At 70.1% G+C, this 12,305-nt stretch carries 9 protein-coding genes and 5 tRNA genes; 12 read left to right on the plus strand and 2 right to left on the minus strand.

Annotated elements, in window-relative coordinates; all coding sequences use genetic code 11:
* Positions 1–8: 8 nt before the first annotated feature.
* Positions 9–3,848 carry a nitrate- and nitrite sensing domain-containing protein gene (locus tag ACIQAC_RS28945; RefSeq protein ID WP_402195862.1) on the minus strand — a complete coding sequence of 1,280 codons (3,840 nt, stop codon included), beginning with the start codon at positions 3,846–3,848 and terminating at the stop codon, positions 9–11.
* 581 nt (positions 3,849–4,429) lie between these two features.
* Here ACIQAC_RS28945 and ACIQAC_RS28950 point away from each other — a divergent pair.
* From ACIQAC_RS28950 to ACIQAC_RS28990, 9 genes are all read left to right on the plus strand, one after another.
* A complete protein-coding gene (locus tag ACIQAC_RS28950; protein ID WP_402195864.1) occupies positions 4,430–4,615 on the plus strand; it encodes a hypothetical protein in 186 nt (61 codons plus the stop codon).
* A 200-nt stretch (positions 4,616–4,815) separates the two neighbouring features.
* Positions 4,816–5,601 (plus strand): fumarylacetoacetate hydrolase family protein, encoded by a 786-nt coding sequence (locus ACIQAC_RS28955; RefSeq protein WP_402195866.1) that lies wholly within the window; start codon positions 4,816–4,818, stop codon positions 5,599–5,601.
* Complete coding sequence (gene gltX / locus ACIQAC_RS28960) at positions 5,594–7,081, plus strand: glutamate--tRNA ligase (RefSeq protein WP_402195867.1); 1,488 nt, start codon at positions 5,594–5,596, stop codon at positions 7,079–7,081. The genes ACIQAC_RS28955 and gltX overlap by 8 nt, the downstream gene beginning before the upstream one ends.
* 93 nt (positions 7,082–7,174) lie before the next feature.
* Positions 7,175–7,906, plus strand: a complete 732-nt coding sequence (locus tag ACIQAC_RS28965) for an HAD family hydrolase (RefSeq protein WP_402195868.1) — start codon at positions 7,175–7,177, stop codon at positions 7,904–7,906.
* Between the two features lie 90 nt (positions 7,907–7,996).
* Positions 7,997–8,068: transfer RNA gene (locus ACIQAC_RS28970), tRNA-Gln, on the plus strand.
* 40 nt (positions 8,069–8,108) lie between these two features.
* Positions 8,109–8,181 (plus strand) — tRNA-Glu (locus tag ACIQAC_RS28975).
* A gap of 62 nt (positions 8,182–8,243) precedes the next feature.
* Positions 8,244–8,316, plus strand: a tRNA-Glu gene (locus tag ACIQAC_RS28980).
* A 20-nt stretch (positions 8,317–8,336) separates the two neighbouring features.
* Positions 8,337–8,408 (plus strand) — tRNA-Gln (locus tag ACIQAC_RS28985).
* Between the two features lie 28 nt (positions 8,409–8,436).
* Positions 8,437–8,509: transfer RNA gene (locus ACIQAC_RS28990), tRNA-Glu, on the plus strand.
* A gap of 322 nt (positions 8,510–8,831) precedes the next feature.
* On the opposite strand, the gene ndgR is transcribed toward ACIQAC_RS28990, so the two are convergent.
* Entirely contained in the window at positions 8,832–9,548 is a 717-nt protein-coding gene (ndgR, locus tag ACIQAC_RS28995; RefSeq protein WP_402195870.1) for an IclR family transcriptional regulator NdgR, read from the minus strand.
* Between the two features lie 197 nt (positions 9,549–9,745).
* On the opposite strand from ndgR, the gene leuC reads away from it, so the two are divergent.
* From leuC to ACIQAC_RS29010, 3 genes are all read left to right on the plus strand, one after another.
* Entirely contained in the window at positions 9,746–11,176 is a 1,431-nt protein-coding gene (gene leuC / locus ACIQAC_RS29000) for a 3-isopropylmalate dehydratase large subunit (RefSeq protein WP_402195873.1), read from the plus strand.
* Between the two features lie 6 nt (positions 11,177–11,182).
* Entirely contained in the window at positions 11,183–11,776 is a 594-nt protein-coding gene (gene leuD, locus ACIQAC_RS29005; RefSeq protein ID WP_402195876.1) for a 3-isopropylmalate dehydratase small subunit, read from the plus strand.
* A gap of 280 nt (positions 11,777–12,056) precedes the next feature.
* Positions 12,057–12,287: a hypothetical protein gene (locus ACIQAC_RS29010; protein ID WP_402195878.1), complete on the plus strand. Its 231-nt coding sequence runs from the start codon at positions 12,057–12,059 to the stop codon at positions 12,285–12,287.
* Positions 12,288–12,305: the final 18 nt, after the last annotated feature.

Here is a 12,305-nt window from a genome sequence, read left to right on the forward strand (position 1 = left end):
GGACTCAACTAACGCTCCTGCTGGTGAGTGGGGCTCGGGAAACTGCCCGTCCGGCCGGACCCGGCCTGACGGCCCTGTGCGATGCCCCGACGGAGGTTGGTCAGCCGACCGCGTACGTCCTGAGGAGCACGCGAGACCTGCGGACCGCTCTGCTGAGGTTGCTGCTGCGCCGTACCCGGGACGAGGTTGGCCCTGGGTACCCGGCGCGGCAGTCCGGAGGTGGTGACTCCGCCCGCGGCCGGTTGCCGTACACGCTCTGCCTGCCGGACGAAGTCGTCGTTCGGCGAGCTGCGCCATGCGGCGGAGGCGGCGGGACGTTGTGGGGGAGCGGCCGGCGCGGGTGCCTGGGGAGGCTGCGGCGGCTGCTGGGGGAGCGACGGGGCGCTGTTCGCGTCCGCACGCTGCTGCTCCTGCTGTCCGTGGAACCAGTTGGTCTCCAGCGTGTCGTACAGCGGGGTACGACCGTCGCCGGGGCCGGTGGCCGGCGGCAGCGCCTCGGGCTCGCGCACGGGACGCTGCTGCGGACGCGGCGGGATCTGCGGCCGCTCGTACTGGCCGGTCCCGTCCGACTGGTTCTGCGGGTTCTGGTTCTGGTTCTGGTTCTGGTGGTTCTGGCTCTGGCGGCCGGGCAGGTTGTGCCGGCCCGTGTTCTCGTCCCGGCCGGGCGCCTGGAACTGGCCCGTGGAGCCGTTGTCGTAGCCCTGCTGCGGCATGGCGAACTGGCCGGTGGAGCCGTTGTCGTAGGACTGCGGTGCCTGGAACTGGCCCGTCGAGCCGTTGTCGTAGCCCTGCGGAGCCTGGCCCCGGCCGCTGTCCTGGCCGGGCGCCCCGAAGACGTCCGGGCGGACGAACTGCCCCGGGTTCTGGCGGCCGTTGGTCCCCGGCTGGGCGAACTGGCCGGTGTCGTGCGGGCCGCCGGCGCCGGGCTGGGCGAACGGGTCGTTCTCCTGCTGTGCGCCCGGACGGTTGAACTGGCCCGTCTGCTGCGGTCCGCCGTGCCGGCCCGAGTCGATGCGGGGCATCTCGCTGGTCGCGCCCGCGCCGTGCCGGTCGTCGATCCGCGGCATGCGCGAGGTCTGCTGCACGTCGGGCTCGTCGTGGCCGCGCGGAGTGTCCAGCGAGGCACGGGAGACCGGCGGCTGCGCGTTCTCGTCGCTCCAGCTGGGCCGCTGCTGCGGCGGGTTGCCGCCCGGCAGTTCGGCACGCGGACCGCCACGCGGCGGCAGCTGCGGCTGACGACCGCGCGGCGCCTGGCCGTCGTTGGGGTTCTGGCGCTGGGAGCCGGGGCCGCGGTTGCCGCCGAAGGCGTCCTGACCGCCGGAGCCGCCACCGCGGTTGCCGCCGAACGCGTCCTGGCCGGCCGCACCCGGACCACGGTTGCCGCCACCGAAGGCGTCCTGACCCTGGGATCCGGTCGACTGAAGGCCCTGCGGGGCGCCGGGAGCCTGGCCGCCGAAACCGGCGGGAGCCGGCCGGCCGCCCTGGCCACGTCCGTTGCCCTGCCGGCCGCCCGGGTCACCGGGCAGCGCGGGACGCGGTCCCTGACCGGCACCGAGCAGACCCGGGGAGGCGCCGGCGCCGACGGCACCGCCGCCCCGGCGCGCCGCGGCGACACCGGCCGCGGCCTGCGCGGCGGCGGGACCGCCCGAACCGAGCGGGGCACCGGACTGACCGGGCTTGCCCTGCGGCTTCTTGCCGCCCTGGGCGACATCGACGGGCAGCATGACCAGCGCGGTCGTACCACCGGAGTCGGAGGGGCGCAGCTGGATCCGGATGCCGTGGCGCTGCGAGAGGCGGCCGACCACGAACAGACCCATACGACGGGAGACGGAGACGTCCACGGTGGGCGGCGAGGCGAGCCGCTCGTTGATCGCCGCGAGGTCCTCGGGGGAGAGGCCGATACCCGTGTCGTGGATCTCGATCAGCACCCGGCCGTCGGGCAGGGCGTGACCGGTGACCTTGACCTTGGTCTGGGGGGAGGAGAACGACGTGGCGTTCTCGAGCAGCTCGGCGAGCAGGTGCACGAGGTCGTTGACCACACGGCCGGCCACTTCGGTGGTCGGCACGGAGGCCAGTTCGATGCGCTCGTACTGCTCCACCTCGGACGCGGCGGCGCGGAGCACGTCGACCAGCGGGACCGGACGGGTCCACCGGCGGCCCGGCTCCTCACCGGCGAGGACGAGGAGGTTCTCGCCGTTCCGGCGCATACGGGTCGCGAGGTGGTCGAGCTTGAACAGCGAGGCCAGCTGGTCCGGGTCGGCCTCGCGGGACTCCAGTTCGGAGATGAGCGACAGCTGGCGCTGGATCAGACCCTGGGAGCGGCGCGAGAGGTTGGTGAACATCGCGTTGACGTTGCCCCGCAGCAGGGCCTGCTCGGCGGCGAGGCGGACCGCCTCGCGGTGCACGTCGTCGAAGGCCGCGGCCACCTGGCCGATCTCGTCCCGGGAGTGCACACCGACCGACTCCACGGACGTGTCGACGTCCTGCGGGTCGGACTCGGAGAGCTGCTTGACCAGCTCGGGCAGCCGGTCCTGGGCGACCTTGGTGGCGGTCTCCTGGAGCCGGCGCAGCGAGCGGATCATGGACCGGGCGACGACGAAGGCTCCGACCAGCGAGACACCGAGCACCAGCAGGATCAGCGCACCGGAGATGTACGCCTCGCGCTCCGAGTCGCTGCGGAGCGTACGGGCCTTCTGCTCCATGTCCTCCAGCAGCCGGCGCTCGATGTTGCGCATCTGCTGGATCTTGGTGGACGAGTCGTCGACCCAGTCCTGGTAGGAGCGCTTCGCGACCTGCTCAAGACCCTGCGCCCGGCCGAAGGCGCGGGTGGCGTAGGTGTCGGAGGCCTCGATGATCGGGTTGCCCTCTTCGATGGGCTGCAACAGCTCGGCGGCGGACTCGTCGCCGTAGATGCTGCGGAAGCTGCTCAGCTCGGAGTCCTGGCTCTCCAGGGCCGACTCGGCGTAGAGCCGGTCGTTCTCCGAGAGGTCGCCGAAGGTGGTCTTGTTGGGGGGCAGGGCCGCGGCGAGCACCGCGCGCTGCACCGACGCGTACTCCTTGGCGGAGGAGAAGGCCGCCAGGGCACGCGTGCGCTTGATCATCTCCGGGTTGCTGGTGGCCTCGGCCATGTCCTGGGAGAGGTCCAGCAGGTGGGTGATCAGCCGGTGGTAGGCCTCGACCGTCTGGGTCGAGTTGCCGTCGGCCTCGTACGCGCTGTTGCGGATCTTGGCGACGTTGCCGAGTTCGCCGACAAGGCCGACGAGGGTGTCGCGGACGCCCTGGAGGTTGCCGTCCCGCGCGGAGGCGTCGATCTCCTCCGAGGCGTTGACGAAGTTCTCCACGGCCCGGTCCGTCTTGTCCCGGAAGCCCTTGACCGTGATCGCGCTGGACGTCGAACCGTGCGCCAGCGGGCCGGCGGACTTGTCGCGCTCCTCCTGGAGGGCGGCGGCGAGCTCCGTGGCCTGCTTGGTCATGTCCGTCAGCAGCTTCATGTTGTCGAGCTGCTGGATGTCGTCCATGGAGTCGTTGATACGCACCGCGCCGAGGGTGGTCGCCGCGACCACGGGGAGCGTCAGCAGGGCGACCAGACGGGTGGAGATGCGCCAGTTGCGCAGCGCTATTCGCGGCCCCGGACCGCTGGGGCCCTGGGGCGGCTTCACGTTGGGGGAGGGCGAGGCCGCGGGAGCGGCCGCGGTCGCGCGACCTGCCCGCTCACCGCCGTCCGCAGTGGAGGCCGAGCCCTGGTTCTGGGCGTGCTGGGGCGAGGAACCGCCGACATTGGGGCCGGTCCCGCCGTGCGTCTCCGGCTCCGCCGGAGCGCTGCCATCCCTCTTGAAACGTCCCTGCACTAGCGTCGCAACCTCTGGACCAGGCGCCCCTCCGGGTGACCGGAAGAACGGTGTCGGCGTGGTCGGAGACGCCCTGAAAACGTCTCCGGATGGTCGTGAAGTGACCGGCGCTGGCTCCCCCTGTTCTTACCGCCGCACGGCGCGTCTTCTTGCGCCCCCTGTGCGCCGGCTCGATCCCGCGGCGGTCCGTGGAATTCCAGCACAGTGCAGGATCTCCAACAAGGCCAGTTGTTCAGGCTGTGACATCCGTGACTGCATGTGAGGGGCATGTCACCAGGTGTTGGCCAACGTATCCCATATATCGGGCATACCGGAGCGAGTCGTCGGGGCCCTCCCGGTGTCCCAGTCGCCATGATCAGGAGCGGAATGCTCGGTTCAGACCGTCAATGTCCGTTTCGTGGCCATGAGTTGAGGGCCTGAATTGACCGTTTTGAGGGTGACCTCGTGAGCAAACTCACACGGCGATCAAGGCGACTTCCCGACTCCGGCGGGGAATCGGATGTTTAGCCTGACGCTTTACAAGAGCTGTCACTCTGACAACTCGGCCCAACCCGCCCGCGACGACAAGGTCTCGTACAACCGTGAAGACGACGATGATGTTCCACACGATCGCCAACCCGCAGCGCACCACCCTGGCGCACCTGGACGAGGCCGACGAGCTGCGGACACCGGAGCTGGAACACTCCGTCGACCTCCCCACCCAGACCGCGAACCCCCGCCGCACCATCCTGATGGACGTCCCGGAGCCGGCAGGCGCGGCCAACTAGCGGGAACCTCTGGACGCCGGGCCCGGCGATGCCGCCAAGGGGCGCGGGGAACCGCGCGACAGGCCACGACGCACCCGCGCCCGAACAACAAACGCACCCGCGCCCGAACAACAACAGAACCCGGCAGCCCCTCCCCCCGAGATAGCCTGGACCGTCGAACTCCAGTCACCCCGATCTCAGACAAGGGGCGCAGCCACCCCGTGCGCATCGCCAGATTCTCCATCGACGGCAACGTCGCCTTCGGCGCGGTCGAGGGCGACCAGCCGGACGAGCTCGTCCTCGACATCATCAAGGGCATCCCCTTCGCGGACTTCGAGCTCTCCGGCACAAAGGTCCCGCTCAGCAAGGTCCGCCTGCTGCCGCCGGTGCTCCCCAACAAGGTCGTCGCCTTCGGCCGCAACTACGCCGAACACGCCCGGGAACTCGGCAACGAGGTCCCCGACGCCCCCTTCGCCTTCCTCAAGCCGTCGACCGCCGTGATCGGCTCCGGCGACGAGATCCAGTACCCCTCCTTCACCCAGGACCTGCACCACGAGGCCGAGCTGGCCGTCGTCATCGGCCGGATGTGCCGGGAGGTCCCGCGCGACCGCGTCCAGGACGTGATCCTCGGCTACACGTGCGCGAACGACATCACCGCCCGCGACGTCCAGAAGCGCGAGAAGCAGTGGGCCAGGGCCAAGGGCTTCGACACCTCGTGCCCGCTCGGCCCCTGGATCGAGACCGGCCTGGACCTCGCCACCGCGTCCGACCTGACGATCCAGCTCACGGTCAACGGCGCCCAGCGCCAGCTCGGCCGCACCAGCGAGATGATTCACTCCATCGCGGACCTGATCGTCAACATCACCGAGGCCATGACGCTGCTCCCCGGCGACGTGATCCTCACGGGCACCCCCGCGGGGGTCGGCCCCCTGGCTGTCGGCGACGAGGTCGCCGTCAGCATCGAAGGCATCGGCACTCTCACCAACAAGGTTGTCAAGCGTGGCTAGCGCACCCGACGTCCCCGTACGCGTCCGTTTCTGCCCCTCGCCCACCGGTAACCCGCATGTGGGCCTGGTCCGCACCGCCCTGTTCAACTGGGCGTTCGCCCGGCACCACGGCGGCACACTGGTCTTCCGGATCGAGGACACCGACGCGGCCCGCGACTCCGAGGAGTCCTACGGCCAGCTGCTCGACGCGATGCGCTGGCTCGGCTTCGACTGGGACGAGGGCCCCGAGGTCGGCGGCCCGCACGCGCCCTACCGCCAGTCGCAGCGCATGGACCTCTACAAGGACGTCGCCCAGAAGCTGCTGGACGCCGGCCACGCCTACCACTGCTACTGCTCGCAGGAGGAGCTGGACTCCCGCCGCGAGGCCGCCCGCGCCGCCGGAAAGCCGTCCGGCTACGACGGCCACTGCCGCGACCTCACGGCGGCACAGGCCGAGGAGTACCGGGCCGAGGGCCGCGCCCCGATCGTCCGCTTCCGGATGCCCGACGAGACGATCACCTTCACCGACCTGGTCCGCGGCGAGATCACGTACCTCCCGGAGAACGTCCCGGACTACGGGATCGTACGAGCCAACGGAGCCCCGCTCTACACGCTCGTGAACCCGGTCGACGACGCCCTCATGGAGATCACCCACGTCCTGCGCGGCGAGGACCTGCTCTCCTCCACCCCGCGCCAGATCGCCCTGTACAAGGCGCTGATCGAGCTGGGTGTCGCCAAGGGCACCCCGCACTTCGGCCACCTGCCGTACGTGATGGGCGAGGGCAACAAGAAGCTCTCCAAGCGCGACCCCGAGTCGTCCCTCAACCTCTACCGCGAGCGCGGCTTCCTGCCTGAGGGACTGCTCAACTACCTCTCCCTGCTGGGCTGGTCGCTCTCCGCCGACCAGGACATCTTCACGATGGACGAGATGGTCGCGGCCTTCGACGTCTCCGACGTGAACCCCAACCCGGCCCGCTTCGACCTGAAGAAGTGCGAGGCGATCAACGGCGACCACATCCGCCTGCTCGACGCCAAGGACTTCGCCGAGCGCTGCCGCCCGTGGCTCGGGGCCCCGTTCGCCCCGTGGGCGCCCGAGGCCTTCGACGAGACCAAGTGGCTCGCGATCGCCCCGCACGCCCAGACCCGGCTGCGGGTGCTCTCCGAGATCATCGACAACGTCGACTTCCTGTTCCTCGCGGAGCCGGTCTTCGACGAGGCGAGCTGGAACAAGGCGATGAAGGAGGGCTCGGACGCCCTGCTGCGCACCGCCCGCGAGAAGCTCGACGCCGCCGACTGGAACTCCGCGGAGTCCCTGAAGGAGGCCGTCCTCGCGGCCGGCGAGGCCCACGGCCTCAAGCTCGGCAAGGCCCAGGCCCCGGTCCGCGTGGCCGTCACCGGCCGCACGGTCGGCCTCCCGCTCTTCGAGTCCCTGGAAATCCTGGGCAGGGAGAAGACCCTGGCCCGAGTGGACGCGGCCCTGGCGAAGCTCGCCGCCCAGTAGTCCGTACGTTCCTGGAGGGGCGGTGCCCGTAGCGGGTACCGCCCCTTCGGTGTTCCCGCCCCACGGCCCGGGGCCGCGCGTTACCGTCGGATCATGAGCATCCGAGCCGTGGTCTGGGACGTCGACGACACGCTCTTCGACTACACCACCGCCGACCGCGCCGGCATGGGCAGCCATCTGATCGCCGAGGGACTGCTCCAGGCGTACGGCAGCGCCGAGGAGGCCCTGCTGCGCTGGCGGGAGATCACCGACGCGCAGTGGGCGCGGTTCGCCGCCGGCGAGGTGTCCTTCGAGGCACAGCGGCGCGACCGGGTGCGGGTGTTCCTCGGCCAGGAGCTGAACGACGCCGAGGCGGAGGCCTGGTTCGCCCGGTACATCACGCACTACGAGGCCGCCTGGGCGCTGTTCCCGGACGTACTGCCCGTGCTGGACGCCCTCGCCGGCAGCCACCGGCACGCCGTGCTCTCCAACTCCAGCCTGCACGTCCAGGAGCGCAAGCTGCGCGTCCTCGGGCTGCGCGACCGGTTCGAGGCCGTGCTCTGCGCCGCCGAGCTCGGTGTCTCCAAACCGGAGGCGGGCGCCTTCCTCGCGGCGTGCGAGGCGCTCGCGCTCGCCCCGCACGAAGTCGCGTATGTCGGAGATCACCCCGAGATCGACGGACGCGGGGCCGTGCAGGCCGGGTTGCTGTCGGTGTGGATCGACCGGGGCGGCGCGCACACCGGCAAAGACGTCCCGGCGGGCGGGCATCGGATCGCCTCCCTCGCCGAACTCCCCGCGCTGCTCGGCTCCGATACCCGTTTTGGAGCCCCGTCCACCTTCGGGTAATGTTCTTCCTGCGCCGCCGGGGAGCGGGCCGAGAGGCCGGTCCCGGGGGAGCAGACTAGAACAAGATCCCCTGTGGGGCTTGCGTTCCAGTGGCCTATGGTGTAATTGGCAGCACGACTGATTCTGGTTCAGTTAGTCTTGGTTCGAGTCCAGGTAGGCCAGCTCGCGGAGTTCATCCGCATGCGGAGACCAGATCCGCGAGGCCCCCGTTGTGTAGCGGCCTAGCACGCCGCCCTCTCAAGGCGGTAGCGCCGGTTCGAATCCGGTCGGGGGTACAGATCCTTCCCGCGAGGGTGGTCAGGGTAGCTCCCGCCGATCTCGATGCAGGATCGCTAGGGCCCCCGTTGTGTAGCGGCCTAGCACGCCGCCCTCTCAAGGCGGTAGCGCCGGTTCGAATCCGGTCGGGGGTACGCGTGTGCTTGACCCGCATTGGTCTATGGTGTAATTGGCAACACTACGGTTTCTGGTACCGTCATTCTAGGTTCGAGTCCTGGTAGACCAGCTCTGATCTGCGGAAACGCAATATCTAGGCCCCCGTTGTGTAGCGGCCTAGCACGCCGCCCTCTCAAGGCGGTAGCGCCGGTTCGAATCCGGTCGGGGGTACGGTTACGAATGGCTCTTCGCCTTGGCGGTTGCTGAGGTGGGGGGCCGTTTTTGTTGTGGGGTGAGTGCGGGTTTGTGGGGGGTGCTCGCGCAGTTCCCCGCGCCCCTCTATGGGGTTGGGGTCGCGTGGGATTTGGTGGTGCCCCGGCTTCTCTGGGCCTTCGCGCAGTTCCCCGCGCCCCTTTGACGGGGTTGGGGTGGGGCCGGGTTTTTCGTTGCGCGGGGTCCCTGTGGCCCTTGCGCGGTTCCCCGCGCCCCTGGGGGCCGTCTTGCTGAAGGGGCAGGGTCGGCCGCGGCGTTGAGGCTGGCCCTGGTTCCTTTGTCAGCCTGTGCGGCGGAGGGCTTCTGAGAGGCGGGCCGCTGAGTCGATGACCGCCTGGGCGTGCATCCGGCCGGGGTGGCGGGTGAGGCGCTCGATGGGGCCCGAGACCGAGACGGCGGCGACCACGCGGTTGGACGGGCCGCGCACCGGCGCCGAGACCGAGGCGACACCCGGCTCGCGCTCGCCGATCGACTGGGCCCAGCCCCGGCGCCGTACCCCCGACAGGGCCGTCGCCGTGAAGCGGGCGCCCTGGAGGCCGCGGTGCAGACGCTCCGGCTCCTCCCAGGCCATCAGGATCTGCGCCGACGAACCGGCCTTCATCGTCAGGGTCGAGCCCACCGGGACCGTGTCCCGCAGTCCGGACAGGCGTTCCGCGGCGGCGACGCAGATCCGCATGTCGCCCTGGCGACGGTAGAGCTGCGCACTCTCGCCCGTGATGTCACGGAGATGCGTGAGCACCGGGCCGGCCGTCGCGAGGAGGCGGTCCTCGCCGGCCGCGGCCGCGAGCTCGGCCAGGCGCGGGCCGAGGATGAACCGGCCCTGCATGTCGCGTGCCACCATGCGGTGGTGTTCCAGGGCCACGGCCAGGCGGTGAGCCGTGGGTCGAGCCAGACCGGTCGCCGACACCAGACCCGCGAGGGTGGCCGGACCGGACTCCAGAGCGCTCAGGACGAGGGCCGCCTTGTCCAGAACGCCGACGCCGCTACTGTTGTCCATGAAACGATACTCGCGTCTCACTCTGTGAAACGCAAGTTCAATTTTCCCAGGAACGCGCCACCCTTGGAAGCACGAAGGCACAGGGGCCCGCGGACCAACGGGCCCGGCGGTGCGCGCCCGGACACGGGGGCGGGGGCGGCCGCCACCCAAGGATCTCTAGTTGGGTCGGCGCACCTCAGCCGGCCGGAGGGAAAGCGATGGGTAGGACACTCGCGGAGAAGGTCTGGGACGACCATGTCGTCCGGCGCGCCGAGGGCGAGCCCGACCTCCTCTACATCGATCTGCATCTGCTGCACGAGGTGACCAGCCCGCAGGCCTTCGACGGCCTCCGCAAGAGCGGCCGCGGTGTGCGGCGCCTCGACCTGACCATCGCCACCGAGGACCACAACACCCCGACCCTCGACATCGACAAGCCCATCGCGGACCCGGTCTCCCGCGCCCAGCTGGAGACGCTGCGCAAGAACTGCGCCGACTTCGGCGTCCGGCTGCACCCGCTGGGCGACGTCGAGCAGGGTGTGGTGCATGTCGTCGGCCCGCAGCTCGGCCTGACCCAGCCCGGCACCACCGTCGTCTGCGGCGACTCGCACACCTCCACGCACGGTGCCTTCGGCGCGCTGGCGTTCGGCATCGGCACCTCCCAGGTCGAGCATGTGCTCGCCACCCAGACGCTGCCGCTGGCCCGCCCGAAGACCATGGCCATCACGGTGAACGGCGCGCTGCCGGACGGTGTCACCGCCAAGGACCTGATCCTGGCGATCATCGCGCGGATCGGTACGGGCGGCGGCCAGGGCTACATCCTGGAATACCGCGGCGAGGCCATCGAGCAGCTCTCGATGGAGGCCCGGATGACCATCTGCAACATGTCGATCGAGGCCGGTGCCCGCGCGGGCATGATCGCCCCCGACGAGACCACCTTCGCCTACATCAAGGGCCGCGCGCACGCGCCCGAGGGCGCCGACTGGGACGCGGCCGTCGACTACTGGAAGACGCTGCGCACGGACGACGACGCCGAGTTCGACGCCGAGGTCGTCATCGAGGCCGCCGAACTGTCGCCGTTCGTCACCTGGGGCACCAACCCGGGCCAGGGCGCGCCGCTTTCGGCACAGGTCCCCGATCCTGCTTCGTACGAAGACGCCTCGGAGCGCTTCGCCGCCGAAAAAGCCCTGGAATACATGGGGTTGGCGGCCGGACAGCCGCTGCGCTCCATCAACGTGGACACCGTCTTCGTAGGTTCGTGCACCAACGGCCGTATCGAGGACCTGAGGGCCGCCGCCGGGATCCTGAAGGACCGCAAAGTCGCCGACGGCGTACGGATGCTGGTCGTGCCGGGCTCCGCGCGGGTCGGTCTCCAGGCCGTTTCCGAGGGTCTGGACGTCGTATTCAAGGAGGCGGGCGCCGAATGGCGGCACGCCGGCTGCTCGATGTGTCTGGGCATGAACCCCGACCAGCTGGCCCCGGGCGAGCGCTCCGCGTCCACGTCCAACCGCAACTTCGAGGGCCGGCAGGGCAAGGGCGGTCGTACGCATCTGGTGTCGCCGCAGGTCGCGGCCGCCACGGCGGTGCTGGGCCACCTGGCGTCGCCCGCCGACCTGTCCGACGCAGCCACCCGTACGCCCGCTGGAGTCTGAGCAGTCATGGAAGCATTCACCACGCACACCGGCCGTGCCGTCCCGCTGCGGCGCAGCAACGTCGACACCGACCAGATCATCCCGGCGCACTGGCTCAAGAAGGTGACCAGGGACGGTTTCGAGGACGGACTCTTCGAGGCCTGGCGCAAGGACGAGAAATTCATTCTCAACCGGCCCGAGCGGGAGGGTGCGACCGTGCTGGTCGCCGGCCCCGACTTCGGCACCGGTTCCTCCCGCGAGCACGCGGTCTGGGCGCTTCAGAACTACGGCTTCAAGGCCGTGATCTCGTCCCGGTTCGCCGACATCTTCCGGGGCAACTCGCTCAAGAACGGCCTGCTCACCGTGGTTCTGGAGCAGAAGATCGTGGACGCGCTGTGGGAGCTGACCGAGCGTGACCCCCAGGCCGAGGTGACGGTCGACCTGGAGGCCCGCGAGGTGCGCGCCGAGGGTGTCACCGCCTCCTTCGAGCTGGACGAGAACTCCCGCTGGCGGCTGCTGAACGGCCTCGACGACATCTCCATCACCCTGCGCAACGAGCCGGACATCGCCACGTACGAGGCGGAGCGGCCCTCGTACAAGCCGCGCACGCTGAACGTCTGAGCCGTCCGGGGCTCCCCCGGAGCCCCCGTAGAGGTCGAGTTTCGGCCACCCGAACACCCCGGCTGTACCCCCGATCGGCCCGATCGGGGGTACAGCCATTTCTGTACCCGTACGGCCGCACGTCCCGCGCGCAAGCTCTTCAACTGCCCATGTGACAGGGGTTGTTGGCGGGTCGGGGGAGTTGCTCCGACACGGTCGCAAACACCCCCGTGAGGGCCGTTCGAGGCGGCAGTTGCACCCCGAGCAGGCGACAACTCGCCCCAGATGGCACAATCTGTGCATGGGACACGACGGCCAACTCGAGCTCTATGCGGCAGTCGCGAACCAACTGAAGGAAGCGCACACAAGAGTGCGCGCACTGCAAGTCCCGGAGGGCGTACGGATGGCGCTGACCCGGAAGCTGCTGGTCATTACGGCCGCGGCCAAGCACGATCTCGCCGACGCGGCAAGGCGCCTGGAGGCGTTCACCGCGGACCTCGACGAGGGTCGATTCCCCGAAGAGGAACGCTGAACGCGCCAGGACAGTCGA

The organism is Streptomyces sp. NPDC088387 (assembly GCF_044753385.1).
GTDB lineage: Bacteria > Actinomycetota > Actinomycetes > Streptomycetales > Streptomycetaceae > Streptomyces.